The organism is Agrobacterium sp. B1(2019), from assembly GCF_008274755.1.
GTDB classification, from domain to species: domain Bacteria; phylum Pseudomonadota; class Alphaproteobacteria; order Rhizobiales; family Rhizobiaceae; genus Agrobacterium; species Agrobacterium salinitolerans.
This window is the reverse complement of record NZ_VTPB01000005.1, coordinates 232,405-247,039: the sequence shown is the minus strand read 5'-3', so window position 1 is coordinate 247,039 and position 14,635 is coordinate 232,405. Positions and strand designations below refer to the sequence as shown.

Below are 14,635 nucleotides of genomic sequence, written 5' to 3'. Positions count from 1 at the left end.
GCTCCAAGGAAACGCGGAGCCCTTTTTGCATTCGCTGTGGCTGGTCAAAAATCAATAACGCTATCTACTGCCATGGCGTAAACATTCGCCGAGGACACGCAGTGTCAGTTTTTTTGCGCGATCTTCGCTTTCATTTTGCGGCTAGAGCCTCGACGTTTTTGCCGAGATTGGTGGCGTCGACGTCGACCGGATCGTAGTGTGCGTCGCCCCACCATTCTACAAGTTCGTTGTGACGCTCATGGTTGGTGTCCTGCCGGAGGGCGAGGAGTTCCGTGACAACCGCAGCAGATGTCGCCTGGCGCACGGTGACACGGGCGTCAGGGCTTTGGCCGCGGGCCGTTTCTTCCTCCTGCCAGAGCTTCGCCATCAGTTCCACCGTCTCCGCAGCAGCACAGAAGAGAGGAGAAAAGGCCAATCCCTTGACCAAACCCTGATCAGAAAACCATACTCAGAGGTGGCTCACTTCTCGGTGGAAAAACCGGCTCAGTTCCGCGTGGAAACCAACAGATTCCGGTCTTCTTGCATCTCTGCGTGACCTGTCTCTTAACCGACTCCGACATGATAGGGGGTTGTTTGGCCCGTTGTTGGAGACATTTGTTTTTGGGGAAATCCTGAAACTTGCCAGCGCCGCGGATATCCGATTTGAGTTTTCCCATTTTCGTGACAAGCAGCAAAATGAAGTCGATATCGTTGTCGAAGATAGGCGGGGAAGGATTGTCGGTATCGAGATCAAAGCGGCGTCATCCGTGACGAATTCCGATTTCTCTGGACTGCGAATATTGGCTGAAGCAACAAGGGAACGATTTGTTTCAGGCATTGTCATGTACGACCATGACAAGGTGATCCCGTTCGGAGAGCGGCTATCCGCTGTCCCAATCGCGGCGTTGTGGCGTTAACCGGGAATTCGATTGGGGCTTCGCACCCCAGAATTTTTGGAAGTGTGGCGATGAAAACTGGAGCGCAAGCGACCGATGGGATAAGTGTAGCAACGTCCCTAAAGAAAAAGCGGGCCGGCCGACTGGCCGCCCCGATGGAAATAGTCTTGTTTCATTCCGCTTACGCGGGACGCTCCTCGCCTGCATTGGGCCGCCAGGTAATCAACCTCTTCTCCGCAAAATCCAGAATGAGGTCAATAACAAGAACGAAGACCGCCAGGATGATGATGCCCGCGAAGACGCCGACGGCATCGAAGTTGCCTTCCGAGCGGGCGATTAGATAACCGAGGCCAGCGGAAGCTCCCAGATATTCGCCGATGATTGCGCCGACCACGGCAAATCCGACGGAGGTGCGCAGCGACGACAGAATCCAGCTCGCCGCAGCGGGGAAATAGACGTGACGCAGCAGATCCGAACGCTTGGCGCCAAGAATGCGAGTATTGGAAAGCACGACCGGATTCACTTCGCGCACGCCCTGCATGGCGTTGAAGAAAGTGACGAAGAAAACGAGCGTAACCGCAAGCGCAACTTTCGACCACAGGCCGAGACCGAGCCACAGCACGAAGATCGGAGCCAGAACCACACGCGGAATGGCGTTCACGGCCTTGATGAACGGATCAAGCACCCGGGCGACGAAGGGGCTGAGGCCCAGCCAGACGCCGGCGCCGACGCCGAGACCTGTACCGATGAGATAGCCAAGCACCGTTTCGCTCAGCGTGATGCCGACATGCTTGTAAAAACCGGCATCGGCAACCCAGTCAATCACCTGTTTGACGATGTCATAGGGTGCCGGAAAGAAGAAGCGGTCGATGGCGCCCGAGGTGACACCGAGCTGCCAGCCTCCCAAAAGCACGACCAGAAGAACGACCTGGATGATACGAACATTAACGGCTTGCATAGCTTTTCTCCACTTCGCCACGCAGGGACGCCCATATATCGCGATAGAGCGTCATGAATTTTGGATCGAGCTTGATTTCCGCAACGTTGCGGGGACGTTCAAGATCGACAGGGAAGCTCTCGATGACGCGGCTTTTCGGGCCAGCGGCGAGAACAACAACCCGGTCTCCGAGCGCAATCGCCTCTTCCAGATCATGGGTGATCATGACCACCGCACGGCGGTCCTCCTGCCACAGGCGCAGCAATTCGTTCTGCATAAGGTGGCGGGTATGGATATCCAATGCGGAGAAGGGTTCGTCCATGAGGATGACCTTCGGCTCGGTGATGAGTGCCTGCGCCATCTGCACGCGTTTGCGCTGCCCACCGGAGAGCTGGTGCGGAAAGCGGTCTCCGAATCCCTTCAGGCCGACCTTTTCAAGCCAGGACTGAACCTTGGCGCGCCTCTCATTTTCGGGAACGCCGCGGAACATCAAGCCAAGCTCGACATTCTGAAACGCTGTCTTCCAGGGAAGAAGCGCGTCCTGCTGGAACAGATATCCGATGTTGTTCTGCACGCCCTTGACGAGCGAACCGTCGATGGAAACCTTGCCATGCGCTGGCTTCAACAGGCCCGCAATGGCGTTGAGAATGGTGGACTTTCCGCATCCCGTAGGCCCAACGATGGAGAGAAACTCGCCATCGCCGACCTTGAGATTTACGTTTTGTACGGCAACAAACGAACCGAACGCCATGGTCACATCATCGATTGCTACCATCGGCGGGGGCTTCAGTTCCGTCACGGGTTCTAGCTTTCTGGCTGGCGAAGACATGGCGGCCTCTCAGTTTGCGGCCTTCGAGGCAGCAGCCTCGACGAACTTGTTGGTGTAGGTGGTGTTGAGATCGATCGTCGCCTTGGCAACCGCATCATTGAAGCTTTTCAGAACGGAAAGCGGCGTTTCGAGATCGGCAGGCTCGAACTTGCCGTCTTCGGAGAAGATCGCCTTGGCTGCTTCGACAGCCTTGATGTAGGTCTGCTTGTCGCCGGACACGAAATCATCGGGAAGCTTCGCGACGATTTCTTCCGCAGAATGCTGCTTCATCCAGTGCAGCGCCCGAACCGTCGCGTTGGTGACTTTCTGAACCACTTCTGGATTGGCATCGATATAATCCTGCGTCGCGTAAAGGACCGATGTCGGATAGATGCCGCCATAGACATCCTTAGCGCCCTGATCGCTACGGGCATCGATGAGGATCTTGCCCAGTCCGCGTTCCACGACGATGGTCGCGGCAGGATCGTAATTGACGAGCAGGTCGATCTTGCCCTGCTGAAGAGCGGCAACGGCTGCAGCACCCGAACCGACGCCGATGATGGAGATGTCGTTGTCGCTGAGATCATGCTGCTTCATGTAATAGCGAATGAAGAAGTCCGAGGAGGAGCCGGGCGACGTGATGCCGACCTTCTTGCCCTTGATCGTCTCGGGCTTGGCCGGATCGAAGTCCGTGTCGTTCTTGCCGGCGAGAACCAGGCCCGAGTTACGGGCAAGCTGCACGAAGCCGACCACATGCTTGTTCTGCGACTGCATCTGGATCGTATGATCGTAGAAGCCCACGGCAACGTCCGTGGAACCCGCGACAAGCGCCTGCAGGACCTTCGACCCGCCTTGGGCAAAGTTCTCGGTCGTTACATCAAGGCCTTCCTCCTTGTAGAAGCCGAGACTGGCGGCCACGGGGAAAGGCAGGTTGTTGAGGTTGTACGAGCCAACGCTCATCCTGACGGATTCGGCATTGGCAGATGCTGCCAGCGCACAGAGCGCGGCGGTTGCAAGCAGATATTTACGCATAAGGGTCTCCTCCCGGTTTAACTATATTTTGCGCCACTATGGCCGCGTCTAGGCTGCGTCTTCAATCGCAGCGGTTGGTTTGGCAAAGGCGAAGCCTTCGAAAAGCCTGCGCGCCGTTCTTACAAGTCCGGCCGTTATTGCTCCGTTTCGCATCTCCAGCTGCACGTCGAGGCAGCCTGCGGGATGTTCGATGCGGATCTGGGTTGGCACCGAAAGGCCTCCAATCATATCATAAGCGACCGAGCCTTTGGTGACAGCCGCGGTTGCGATGCCAACAGCACCGGTCGTTGCCAGTGCAGGATGACACTCGTTGGGCATGAAATACCGTACCGAGAGAGTGCCGCCTCTGCGGGCGGGCGCAACGAGCACCGGTTTCGGAATGACCATGTCTTTGACATCACCCATTCCCATCAACTTTCCAGCCTCGATGCGGATGCGGGTCATCCGTGCGATGAGGTCCTTGTGAGCGCTCAGGGTTTGCGGATCCTCGTACCCCGTCACGCCGAGATCGGGTGCGCGGATGAGAACCATCGGAATGGCACAGTCTATGGCCGTCACGTTGACGCCATCGATCAGATCAACCGGCTTTCCAGTTGGTAGCAGCTTGCCGGTCTTCGCACCTGCTGCATCCATGAATGTCAATGCGATTGGCGCCGCCAGACCCGGAACGCCGTCGATCGAGGCGTCGCCGAGATAAATAACCTCACGACCGCGTGTCGGAACTTTCGCCTCGATCAGCTTGCCGGTATTCACGTTATGGATTCTCACAAGAGTATCCTTGCCCCGTGCTTCGACAAGTCCCGCTTCGATGGCAAAAGGGCCGACAGCGGCCAGCATGTTTCCGCAGTTTGGCGAATAGTCCACATACTGCCTGTCGGTGCGAACCTGTGCGAACAGATAATCAATGTCGGCGCCTCCGACCGTGGAAGGGCCGATGATCGCAACTTTGGACGTGACTGGATTGCCCCCGCCAATACCGTCGATCTGCAACGGATGACCTGACCCCATGATGGAAAGAAGGGCCGCGTCCCGGTCTGCTCGATCACGGGGAAGATCGGATGCGAGAAAGAACGGTCCACGCGACGTTCCACCGCGCATCAGCACACAGGGTATCTTCAGCAGATCGTTCATGGGTTGCCTCAATATTGCATTTGGCGGATCAATGCGCCGTGTTGTTGCAATATGAGCAAAAGAGTCTAATCTGTTAAATGCAATGTTTTGGAGTTTTATTGCGATATGAGCATCAATTGTGAAATTCTGGATCTGCGCGCATTTCAAGCGGTGGTTGAACTCGCAAGTTTCCACAGGGCCGCCGAGGCGCTTCACATCTCGCAACCGGCGCTCACCCGCCGTATCCAGAAACTGGAGCAGGCGATCGGGGCGCCCCTTCTGGAAAGAACGACACGCCACGTTGCCCCCACCGCCATGGGACAGGAAGTCATGCCGCTCGTTCGGCGTATGCTCGAGGAATTTGACGGATCGCTTTTTGCCATGAAGGACGGCGCGCAACGGCGCGGGCTTATCACCATGGCCTGTGTTCCGACCGCCGCCTTTTACTTTCTTCCCACCGTCATCAAGACCTTCAGCCAGCAATATCCCCACATAAGGCTGCGGATCAGGGATTTGACAGCCAATGAAGGTCTTCAGGCGGTCGCCAGAGGCGAGGTGGAATTCGGCATCAACCTGATGGGCAATTCCGATCCCGAGCTTTCATTCGAGCCCCTTATCGATGACCCCTTCGTGCTGGCGATGAGGAAAGACCACCCTCTGGCAGCTTTCGAGACAATCGAGTGGGACCAGCTGGAGGCCTTTCCGCTGGTTGTCGTGGACCGCTCAAGTGGCAACAGGACGCTTCTCGACAGCGCGCTTGCGCGATGCAATCTAAAATTGAACTGGTTTTATGAGGTGACGCACCTGAACACATCGCTCGGTCTCGTAGAAGCTGGACTTGGGATTTCCGTCCTGCCGCGGTTGGCAACGCCGCAGGGCGATCACCCATTCCTTATCACCCGGCCGATCGTCAACCCGGTGGTTTCCCGTACGATCGGCATCGTGCGGAGAAGGAGTAACGCGCTGTCTCCGGCGGCGGAAAAATTCGTGGAAATGCTGTTGAGAACATGGAAAACACATTAATTTTACAGCCTCGTGCGGTCTAAACCTCAGGCCCTGATGCGGGAGATTGTTCGCGAGCATCCGGCCACTTTGGAGTAGTGTCGAGCTATTGCTGTTGGTTCTAAGCACGAGATCGCCCGCGGTCGTTCCGCGACCAGCGCTCGCCAATTTAGCGCGGTGACTATCTGATCATTTGCCTCGCAGCGAGGATACCCCCTCTTGAAGTGGAGGGTGCCGACGGGGCAACTGCCCTGTCAATGTCGTGGCCGAGAGCTTCTTCAATCTGTTGAAGCGGGAGCAGGTATGCCGAAAGGTTTATCGCTCAAGAGACGAAGCCAGTCAGGACGTGTTCGACTACATCGAGATGTTCTACAACCCGAAGCGCAAACATGTCAGAAACGGGATGCTGTCGCCCGTCGAGTTCGAAAAACAGCAGATTGCGCTCGTTTGTGCGGTTCAAGGATCATTCGGGCCGTGACCGGACAAAGCGCTGTTCCAGAACCTCGCTTCCCCACTGGCTGCCCGGATTTTCCTCGGCGCATTTGAAGCCATGGGCTTCGTAAAGGTGCCGTGCAGCCAAGAGGCCTTTGAATGTCCAGAGATTGGTTTCGGCAAAGTTCCTTTCGTCGACGAAAGCCAGCGCGGTTTCCAGCAGCCTGCGTCCGACACCGCCGCCGCGCATGCCGTCGTCAACGATGAACCAGCGCAGATGCGCAATATCCGCTTCGAGATCTTCGCCATCGATAGCGACGGAGCCGATGATCTCATGTCCGCGCATTGCGACCCAGATCGCATTTCTCGGTTTTTCGAGCCGGTTGCAAAAAGCGGCGAGGTCTTCGGCCACGACGGATTCGAAACGCTGGCCGAAGCCGGATGTCCGGGCGTAATAAAGCGCGTGCATCTGTGTTATCCGGGCGATGATGCCGGGCCTGTATCCCTCCAGTATCTCTATGGAGGGAGCAACGGTATCGGTCCTGTCTCCCAGCGCATCGGCGTAAAGGCGAAGCCCTTGGAGGATCGTGTGAGCATTCGCCGGCGTAAGCTGCGTCAGGGCGGCGGAGACCTGCCTGTTGGCGAAGCCATGAATGGCGCCCGCCTGTTCTTGCCCCTGTCCCGTAAGGCGCAGCCGCTTGATGCGACTGTCCCCTCCATCCGCTTCTTCGCGGACATCGCCCGAAAGGACGAGCTTGCGCAGCATGCGGCTGACGCTCGATTTTTCAAGCCGCAGATGTTTTCCCAGATCCCGTGCCGTGATGCCGGGGCGCGCCTCGATCTCGATCAGGGCGTGCACGGCTGAGGGCGACAGATCGGTGCCGGCAAAGTCTCCCCCCAAGAAGCCGAGTTCGCGGACGAGCCGGCGGGAGGCTGAACGGATGTCGCTTATGGGGAAGGGTTGTTGGGACACGTTCAATCCATTATGGTTGCATAATGCAACCATAATCATAATCCGCCTGATTTGCCAAGATTGCCCCCGACGTAAAAGGCTGGCTTTCTCAACAAAAGCGGGCAATCTGCTCTTCCGGTCGCCGACAATGGCGGCTAAACCGATATTATCGGCAAGGTGGATATTCGCTGAGATCGCGCGGTAGGACTTCACCTGCGCCGCTTGCGGCAGGTGATTATCCGGCTAGGCTAGGAGCAGGCATGCCCGACACGCCCCGATTTTTCCGTTATGCAGTTTTAGCCGCCATGTTTCCCGTTGCCGCCCTCGGCCTGGTGACAACCTCGAACGAATATCGCGCCATTGGCGTCGCGGCCGTCGATTGCGATGGCCCTATAACCGTTCTGATTACCGGGGTGCCGGTGCTTGCGGTTTATGCAATTATCGGCTGGATGTTTCTCTCCGGAGCCAAGCGTCATCGCTCGCTGATTTCAGCCTGCTTTTGCGGGCTTGTTTGTCTGGCGCTCGTTTGGAACATCAGTATGGCGCTTCAGGAGCAGCGACGAAACGCGGCTGAAATGACATGCGGTTTCACGTAGTCGGTTGCGACCGCGCTTCGCCCAGCTCTTTTCTAACGTCCAGCTTGTTCAGCGAAACCGAAGGTTCCGGCGTGTCAGCTGATCGACGGAGGTGCAGCCCATCAGTTTCATGCCGCGCTCGATTTCGATGCGCATCAACTCGAGCGCTCTTTCCACGCCCGGTTGCCCGGCAGCAGCCAAGGGGAAAAGGTAATAGCGGCCGAGCCCCACGGCTTTTGCGCCGAGAGACAGTGCTTTCAGAACATGGGTGCCGCGCTGCACGCCACCATCCATCATCACATCAATCCGGTCGCCGACCGCATCGACGATCTCGGCAAGCTGATCGAAGGCGCTGCGGGAGCCGTCGAGCTGGCGGCCGCCGTGATTGGAAAGCACGATGCCGCTGCAGCCGATCTCGACGGCGCGTCTGGCGTCATCCACCGACATGATGCCTTTTAGGCAGAAAGGCCCACCCCATTCGCGCACCATCTGCGCCACATCGTCCCAGTTCATCGAAGGGTCGAGCATGTCGGTGAAATAGCGGCTGATGGAAAGAGCGCCGCCGTCCATTTTAATGTGGTCGTCGAGCTGCGGCAGGCTGAAGCGCTCATGCGTCAGGTAATTGATGCCCCAGGCCGGTTTGATGGCAAATTGCGCGATGCCGGAAAGATTGAGCTTGAATGGAATGGCAAAGCCGGTGCGCTTGTCGCGTTCGCGGTTGCCGCCGGTAATACTGTCCACCGTCAGCATCATCGTCTCGACACCGGCGCTCTTGGCGCGCGCCATCATATCGCGGTTGAGGCCTCGGTCCTTGTGGAAATAGAACTGATAGACCTGCGGGCCGCCGCTGATCCGGCGCGCTTCTTCCAGGCTCGTGGTGCCGAGCGAAGAAACGCCGAACATCGTGCCATATTTTCCCGCCGCTGCCGCAACCGCCCGTTCCCCCTGATGGTGGAAGAGGCGTTGCAGCGCCGTCGGCGAACAATAGACCGGCATGGACAGCTTCTGCCCCATGACGGTGACCGACATATCCACATCGGCCACGCCCCGCAGCACATCGGGAACGAGATCGCATTTTTCGAAGGCGGCCGTGTTTCGCCGATACGTCACCTCGTCATCGGCGGCGCCGTCTATATAATTGAAGATCGGTCCGGGCAGACGCTGTTTTGCCATGCGGCGAAAATCGTGGAAATTATAGCAGTCTTTGAGTTGCATCTTTTACTCGACCGGTCCGGTTTGAAAGCTTTCAAAAGAGTGTCGGAAACCTATACCGGAGATTTGGAGCGGGCAATCAGGCCACGGACGATTTCCGCAGGCTCGAAGCGATGGATGCCGCGAGGTCGGAACGGCAGGAGATGTTCCGCGCCGAGAAGCTTCGCTGAAAGCCAGAGAACCGACATCCACATTTCCGTGCCCTGCAGCCCGGCCGGATGCCCCTCGGCAAAGGCAAATCCTCTGTTCCTTTGCCAGCGTCCCTCATTTCGGCGCAGAATCTCGCGGGCTATCTCCTTCGCCTCGTCCTGCCGGTGATCCGTCTGTTTCAGGCACAAAAGAAGCGGATGGATCGTATCGAGCAGGTTGCAGGCATTAAAATCCGCGCCATGGAAACCGCCATAGGCACGATAATTGGCGATAACGGAGTCTATTGCTGCGTCCGGATAGGGAAGGGGCAGGCCGAACTGCGCGTAAGAGCCGCGGGTAAGCCGGTAAAAACCGTTGACCGGTTGCAGCAGGCCCTGCGCGGCAGTCGGCTCACCCCAAAGCCCGGTGGTTTTATCCGCATTCATCGCCAGCCAGCCGGAGAGAACGGTGAGGTTGTCGCCGGATGTGAAATAGCGCCTGTTGAAATAAAGCGCGGTCGCGATGGCGTCTATTGTGGCGCCGCAATGCCATGCCCGGCTTTGCCACGGCAATTCTTCCAGCAGGAGGATGAGTTCTTCAGCGCGCAAACGCTCCACGAAAGCGATCGGCTGTTTTGGCGCAGCTCCGAAACATTCAAGCGCATATCCGACAGCCAGAATATTATAGAGGACGGCAGGGTCCTTCTCGGGAGATGTAGAAGAGCGGTGGTGACGGTTAAGAAAAAGCCCCGTTTCTTGATCCTGCAAGGCCTGAAGATTGGCCACGGTTTTTCCGGTATCGAAAGCGATCTTTTCCTGTCCGAAGGCTGCTGCGATCTCGATGGCATCGCACAGATGCCTGACGCTTTCGACCTCATCGCCGGATGCATCGGCGGAATGATAGACGCCATCCTCGCCATAGGAGCGGATGGCCGCAAGCCAGTCGTCCGCAATCTCCTTGCCGAGTTCTCGCAGCGGGCTATCGGGTTCCATCAGCGTCGGCGCGGCCGCTTTTTCTCCGCGATATCGCAGAACCCGGGCGGGAACGCCGCCTGCAATGGCCATGGCGGGAATGTCCTTCGCCACTACCGCGCCTGCGGCGACAACAGCGCCGCGCCCTATCTTCACACCGTCAAGCACAACCGCATTGGCGCCGATCCAGACGTCGTCGCCGATCTCTATCCCGAGTGAGGTCAGCGGCTGGCGATAGATTGGAGTTTCAATGTCGTCGAAGCCATGGTTGAAGCCGACGATGCTGACATGTGAGGCGATGCGCACGCCGTTGCCGATCCTCACTTTGCCGGAAAGACAGGCATAGGGGTTGATCGAGACATTTTCGCCGAGTTCGATATCGCCGCGCACGATTGCGTAACCGGCGATCCACGAATGCGCACCCATAAGGAGTCTATCCGTATGCACCTCGGCCCTGGCGGCGATGTAGACGCCCTGCCCGAAACCGGCGTTTGCAGAGCGCTCGAGGCTACGCAGCCGCGCCTGATGGTCGGGGCCGTCGATATCCTCCTGCTTCCGCTCCCAGGTCAGGATGTTCAGCCGATCCGACCTTTGCGCAAAGCTCGATACTTCGTCTGTCATCTCCGTCAGCCTGCGCGGTTCTCATCGAGAGCATAGGCGGGAACGCGGCGCCCCTGCCGCCTGAACATCTCTTCCAGCCTCGGGAGATCTGGACTTTCGGGGAGGACAGCCAATGCGGCCTCCGCTTCTTTACCGGCCGGTAGTGCCATGGCCGCCGTCACCAACAGCGTTTCGCCGGATGCGATGGCGCCGCGCAATTGCGGAACAAGGGTTCTGGCATGGATGAGGTTGGTATTGGCGATTGCCTGATGGCACACGCCTTCGCGCCGAATGCCAGCCGAAAGATCGACGATGAGGCTGGTGTCAGTCTGTCCGTAACAGACGGCGCGACCTTCACCCGCCTCGGTGCGGTCGCGATTGAAATCGGCCCGCTCTATGGCAAATCCGCCTTCCGATGTTTGCAAGGGGCGCGGGGTGCGGATGCGGTGCAGCCTTATGTGCCAGGGGTTTTGTGGCACGAGCCAGGTCTCGATCTCGACATCCGCCCATGGCCGCCAGCGGGAATAGAGGCAGTCTTGGGCGATCAACGCCTCTTCCATCGTCTCGCGGGTGCGCAAATGCACGCCATCGTCGGAAAGGCCGAGCATGCCGTCGAAACTCGCGGCAGCGAAATGCCGGTCATCCGCCTCGACATTGAAGGCATAACGGGTGGAATAGACGAATTTCGAGTATTTTTCCTGCGCGCCGCGCATCCTGTCGTGCTGCTGCCCGCAGGACAGGACCACGATATTGCCCGGCGTATGAAAGGCCACCATACCCGGCTCCGCCAAGGGAACCGGTTCGGCAAATTCCTGCGGTTCGGCCTCTTCCGCGGTCCAGAATGGGTGATCGGCGGGCAGCGCCAGCGGCAGGAAAAATTTGAGCGCCCAATAGGGCGAGCAGGGAGAATTGTAGCTCTCGCTCATCAGTAGATTTGGGTAGCCATATCCGACCGACAGGACGCCGTCGCGGTCCGCGATAGGCCGCTTCGACCACCAGCGGATATGGCGCATGTAATAGCCCTTGATCTCCGGCCACGGCAGCGCCTTGAGACCGGAAAAGGCAAGAGCGCCCCAGAAACCGCCCGCCGCAAAACGGTAGGTCTGGCTGCGTCCGAAAGCGAGCGAGGCCCCGTCAGGCCCGAACCAGTGGCGTATGTCACGGGTGAAAATGCGCGAGCGTTCGAGGAGCCGCATTTTTCGCACGTCGTCGCCTTTCGCCAGCACCGTATAGATCAGGCCGTAAAAATGCATGGCGAAGGGAATATAGTGGTCGACCCGGCGCACCGGCCCGTCGCGATACCAGCCGTTGCCGATATCGAAAGCCTCGAGTTCATCGAGATAGGTTTGGGTCTTGGCGCGGTCGAATTCCACACCGACCCGTTCCAGCCCGAGATCGATCAAAACCCGGAAGAATTTCCAGTTATTGTCGACGAATTCCCGCTCGCGGGCGGCAAGAAGATAGGCGGCGACAGCCTGCCTGTCCGTTTGGGCAAGCGGCTCCCAGATATGTTCGGGAACCATGGCGAGCGCAAACCCTATCGCCGCCAGCTCGACCAGCCGCTGGTGCCGATCAGCCGTGTCGCCCCAATATTCGGGGTGGGCGGGGTTGGCGCCATTGGCCAGTCCACGCCTGTAGAGATCCCAGTGGGGAAAGTCATAACCGCCGGCGACAAGTGGAACGATGCCCCATAGTGGCCGGGCAAAGCCCTCCAGTTCCGCCGCAGGAAAATCGAAAATCGCCCCCGTTGCTCCAAGTCGGACACGCGCGCCGCCGGGTGAAAAGCAGGCAAGCAGCGGGTTGAAGAGATCGATCACCGCCTTTGCGAGATCGTCCCTGCCGAGAAGCGGATTGTGAAAGAGCGGATTGGCTGTGGCGGTCTCGTGAGGCACGGTGACGAATGTCCGGAATTCATGATCGAAGGAAGGGCCGCAGGCTCATCGCCCGCGGCCCTGTGGCAATTATTTGATGGCCTTGACGCCGTCATTCATGTCCCTGATGCCGTCATCGATGGAGATATTGTCGGTCATCAGCGCGTCATGCACGCGGTTCAGGACGACTTCGATCTTGGCCGCATTCGGGTTGACCGCCATTTCCAGATAAGCCTTGCCCGCCTGCAGCGCGTCCTTGCTGTTCTGATCCTGCGGGAAGCCCGGCAGCGCTGCGATCTTCTCGGCCACATCATCGGTTCTGAGCGCAGGGAAAGTGCCGGTGGAGGCGATGATCGCCGCACCCTCAGGTCCGGTAACGAAGTGGATGAAATCCAGCGCCGCTTCCTTGTGGTCGGAATTGGCATTGACCGACAATCCTGCAATCTGCGCGGCCGTCGCCCCTGCCGGCACACCATCCGGATGGGGGAACTTCACGATGCCCCAGTTGGCGCTTTTCGACTCGCCGGATTTCACCTTGGCAATCTGGGTGCCGACAAACCATGTGCCCATGGGCAGCATGCCGATCGTTCCGTTGAAGAACAGAGCGGAATAATGGGTATTCGAGGTTTTCAGCGAGGCGTAGGACGGTATCGCGCCGCTCTTTTGCAGGGCAAGCGCACGCTCATACCAGGGTTTCAGGAATTCATAATTACCGTCCACCAGCGTGTGCTTGCCGTCCTGAATACCGGGCAGCTGCACCGTCGAACGCCAGGTGTGCAGCAGCGCGCCATAGGTGCGGTTGGCGCCCATGCCGCCCTTCAGCTTGCCGGCGATTTCATCGAACTGCGCCCAGCTCATGTCATTGGTGGGGTAGGGCACGCCGGCCTTGTCGAAAATATCCTTGTTGTAATAGACCACCCAGAAATCCGAGCGGAACGGCAGGGCGTAAATCTTGCCGTCGATGGTCAGTTCCTCGATCAGGCCGCCATAGGGCGCCGTCTCGATCTTCTGGTCCTTGATGAAGCCGCTGAGATCGGTGATGTTGCCGGCGCGCACCAGATTGGCGTAGCCGGGCACGTCCTTGATGGTGACGACGTCGATATCCTTGGAGCCGCCGGTCAGCTGCGTGGATATCATCTGCGTATAGTCCTGTGAGCCGAGGTCGACCACCTCGAACGTCACATTCGGATGTTTCTGCTTGTAGGCCTCCATCAAGGGTTTGAAATAAGCGCCCTTGTCCAAATCCCAAAGCGCCCATTTAAGCGTGACGGGCGCATCGCCCGCAGCAAGCGCCGTTCCTCCCATGCCGATCGCAATGCCGAGACCGGCGGTTGCGAGAGCAAATGCACGTCTGGTTGTCTTAAACTCCATAGCCCGTTTCTCCTTCCCTGACTGATGTCGTTTTGATTTTAGTCTGCCTTAAGCGCCGCTCCCCGCCGGTTCGGGTTTCGGCGCGCGTGTTTTCGCTGCAGCGTTTCTCGCTGCGAATCACAGGGTGAACATGCCGAGCGAAAAATTGATGGTGGCCGGCATGAACACCGACACCGGATAAAAGAGGATGTGTGCGATCCACAGCGCTGTGACGAAGCCGAGCGCCGCCAGCATCGGCAACGGTCTGATGAGCGCGGAAAATGCCGCCTGCCGCAGCGTTTCTCCAAGCGGCAGGTCCTGTCTCGCCATGAGAACAATGGCGTAGGCGCTGAGAAGGATGAGAAGCAGCGTCACTGCCAGACTGATCGTAAAGGGCAGGCTATAAACGAGCTGAAGCCGGGCGGCCCCGGCATAGCTGACAGTCGCGTAAACACCGGCGCTCACCAGCAGCGCGCTCAAAACCACAAGTGCGGTGCCGCGAAGGGCGAACTTCCGCAAGGCCTCGAGAAAGTCGCGCAGCAGATAGGTATTCTCGTCATTTGCGAAGGAAACTGAGATGCGGGCCGTGGCCAGCATCGCCGCTGGCATCGTCACCACCGGCAGGCTGGCGATGATGAAGAGGAGGTTGAGCTTCACCATCTCCCACCATTCGCGCTTGACGATATCGAGGAACAGGGCAAGGCCGGTCAGCGGCGGGGCGTTCTTGTCGATCCCGGCCCCTTCCCTTGTCCATAAGCCTTCCAGCCATTGCATCGCGT

12 protein-coding genes and 3 pseudogenes are annotated in these 14,635 nt (G+C 58.4%); 4 read left to right on the top strand and 11 right to left on the bottom strand.

Annotated elements, in window-relative coordinates; translation table 11 throughout:
- Positions 1-244 precede the first annotated feature (244 nt).
- Positions 245-388 (bottom strand): annotated as a pseudogene (locus tag AGR1_RS27680) (IS66 family transposase); the annotation flags it as partial.
- Between the two features lie 127 nt (positions 389-515).
- On the opposite strand from AGR1_RS27680, the pseudogene AGR1_RS27675 reads away from it, so the two are divergent.
- Positions 516-896: pseudogene (locus AGR1_RS27675) on the top strand (DUF4143 domain-containing protein); the annotation flags it as partial.
- Positions 897-1,056: 160 nt separating this feature from the next.
- On the opposite strand, the gene AGR1_RS27670 reads toward AGR1_RS27675, so the two are convergent.
- Genes AGR1_RS27670 through AGR1_RS27655 form a run of 4 tightly spaced genes read right to left on the bottom strand, consistent with a single transcriptional unit; the run spans position 1,057 to position 4,783 of the window.
- On the bottom strand, positions 1,057-1,833 hold the full coding sequence (locus AGR1_RS27670; protein WP_077984695.1) for an ABC transporter permease: 777 nt from the start codon (positions 1,831-1,833) through the stop codon (positions 1,057-1,059).
- Positions 1,820-2,641, bottom strand: coding sequence for an ABC transporter ATP-binding protein (locus AGR1_RS27665; RefSeq protein ID WP_080794585.1), 822 nt, complete (start codon positions 2,639-2,641; stop codon positions 1,820-1,822). The genes AGR1_RS27670 and AGR1_RS27665 overlap by 14 nt, the downstream gene beginning before the upstream one ends.
- Before the next feature lie 9 nt (positions 2,642-2,650).
- Positions 2,651-3,652, bottom strand: coding sequence for an ABC transporter substrate-binding protein (locus AGR1_RS27660; RefSeq protein WP_162927571.1), 1,002 nt, complete (start codon positions 3,650-3,652; stop codon positions 2,651-2,653).
- 48 nt (positions 3,653-3,700) lie between these two features.
- Entirely contained in the window at positions 3,701-4,783 is a 1,083-nt protein-coding gene (locus AGR1_RS27655) for a 4-oxalomesaconate tautomerase (protein WP_149149094.1), read from the bottom strand.
- A gap of 105 nt (positions 4,784-4,888) precedes the next feature.
- Here AGR1_RS27655 and AGR1_RS27650 point away from each other — a divergent pair, with 105 nt between their 5' ends.
- Together AGR1_RS27650 and AGR1_RS27645 are read left to right on the top strand one after the other, a co-directional pair.
- Positions 4,889-5,785 carry a LysR family transcriptional regulator gene (locus tag AGR1_RS27650; RefSeq protein ID WP_080796504.1) on the top strand — a complete coding sequence of 299 codons (897 nt, stop codon included), beginning with the start codon at positions 4,889-4,891 and terminating at the stop codon, positions 5,783-5,785.
- 214 nt (positions 5,786-5,999) lie between these two features.
- Positions 6,000-6,242: pseudogene (locus AGR1_RS27645) on the top strand (IS3 family transposase); the annotation flags it as partial.
- On the opposite strand, the gene AGR1_RS27640 reads toward AGR1_RS27645, so the two are convergent.
- Positions 6,228-7,169: a helix-turn-helix domain-containing GNAT family N-acetyltransferase gene (locus tag AGR1_RS27640; protein WP_246669764.1), complete on the bottom strand. Its 942-nt coding sequence runs from the start codon at positions 7,167-7,169 to the stop codon at positions 6,228-6,230. The pseudogene AGR1_RS27645 and the gene AGR1_RS27640 overlap by 15 nt on opposite strands.
- A gap of 239 nt (positions 7,170-7,408) precedes the next feature.
- Between AGR1_RS27640 and AGR1_RS27635 the strand changes: the two genes are divergently transcribed.
- Positions 7,409-7,744, top strand: coding sequence for a hypothetical protein (locus AGR1_RS27635; RefSeq protein WP_080794581.1), 336 nt, complete (start codon positions 7,409-7,411; stop codon positions 7,742-7,744).
- A gap of 48 nt (positions 7,745-7,792) precedes the next feature.
- Here AGR1_RS27635 and AGR1_RS27630 read toward each other — a convergent pair whose 3' ends face one another.
- From AGR1_RS27630 to AGR1_RS27610, 5 genes are all read right to left on the bottom strand, one after another.
- Positions 7,793-8,938 carry an alpha-hydroxy acid oxidase gene (locus AGR1_RS27630; RefSeq protein ID WP_003519654.1) on the bottom strand — a complete coding sequence of 382 codons (1,146 nt, stop codon included), beginning with the start codon at positions 8,936-8,938 and terminating at the stop codon, positions 7,793-7,795.
- A gap of 50 nt (positions 8,939-8,988) precedes the next feature.
- On the bottom strand, positions 8,989-10,656 hold the full coding sequence (locus tag AGR1_RS27625) for an acyltransferase (RefSeq protein WP_149149092.1): 1,668 nt from the start codon (positions 10,654-10,656) through the stop codon (positions 8,989-8,991).
- A gap of 5 nt (positions 10,657-10,661) precedes the next feature.
- A complete protein-coding gene (locus AGR1_RS27620; protein ID WP_149149091.1) occupies positions 10,662-12,527 on the bottom strand; it encodes a DUF2264 domain-containing protein in 1,866 nt (621 codons plus the stop codon).
- Between the two features lie 69 nt (positions 12,528-12,596).
- Positions 12,597-13,877, bottom strand: coding sequence for a sugar ABC transporter substrate-binding protein (locus tag AGR1_RS27615; RefSeq protein ID WP_149149090.1), 1,281 nt, complete (start codon positions 13,875-13,877; stop codon positions 12,597-12,599).
- Between the two features lie 117 nt (positions 13,878-13,994).
- Positions 13,995-14,630 (bottom strand): DUF624 domain-containing protein, encoded by a 636-nt coding sequence (locus AGR1_RS27610; protein ID WP_246669763.1) that lies wholly within the window; start codon positions 14,628-14,630, stop codon positions 13,995-13,997.
- Between the last annotated feature and the right edge of the window lie 5 nt (positions 14,631-14,635).

Coding starts and splice junctions, on each gene's coding strand:
- AGR1_RS27655 (WP_149149094.1), bottom strand. CDS start 4,783: ATGAACGATCTGCTGAAGATACCCTGTGTGCTGATGCGCGGTGGAACG.
- AGR1_RS27625 (WP_149149092.1), bottom strand. CDS start 10,656: ATGACAGACGAAGTATCGAGCTTTGCGCAAAGGTCGGATCGGCTGAAC.
- AGR1_RS27630 (WP_003519654.1), bottom strand. CDS start 8,938: ATGCAACTCAAAGACTGCTATAATTTCCACGATTTTCGCCGCATGGCA.
- AGR1_RS27635 (WP_080794581.1), top strand. CDS start 7,409: ATGCCCGACACGCCCCGATTTTTCCGTTATGCAGTTTTAGCCGCCATG.
- AGR1_RS27660 (WP_162927571.1), bottom strand. CDS start 3,652: ATGCGTAAATATCTGCTTGCAACCGCCGCGCTCTGTGCGCTGGCAGCA.
- AGR1_RS27670 (WP_077984695.1), bottom strand. CDS start 1,833: ATGCAAGCCGTTAATGTTCGTATCATCCAGGTCGTTCTTCTGGTCGTG.
- AGR1_RS27610 (WP_246669763.1), bottom strand. CDS start 14,630: ATGCAATGGCTGGAAGGCTTATGGACAAGGGAAGGGGCCGGGATCGAC.
- AGR1_RS27615 (WP_149149090.1), bottom strand. CDS start 13,877: ATGGAGTTTAAGACAACCAGACGTGCATTTGCTCTCGCAACCGCCGGT.
- AGR1_RS27665 (WP_080794585.1), bottom strand. CDS start 2,641: ATGTCTTCGCCAGCCAGAAAGCTAGAACCCGTGACGGAACTGAAGCCC.
- AGR1_RS27650 (WP_080796504.1), top strand. CDS start 4,889: ATGAGCATCAATTGTGAAATTCTGGATCTGCGCGCATTTCAAGCGGTG.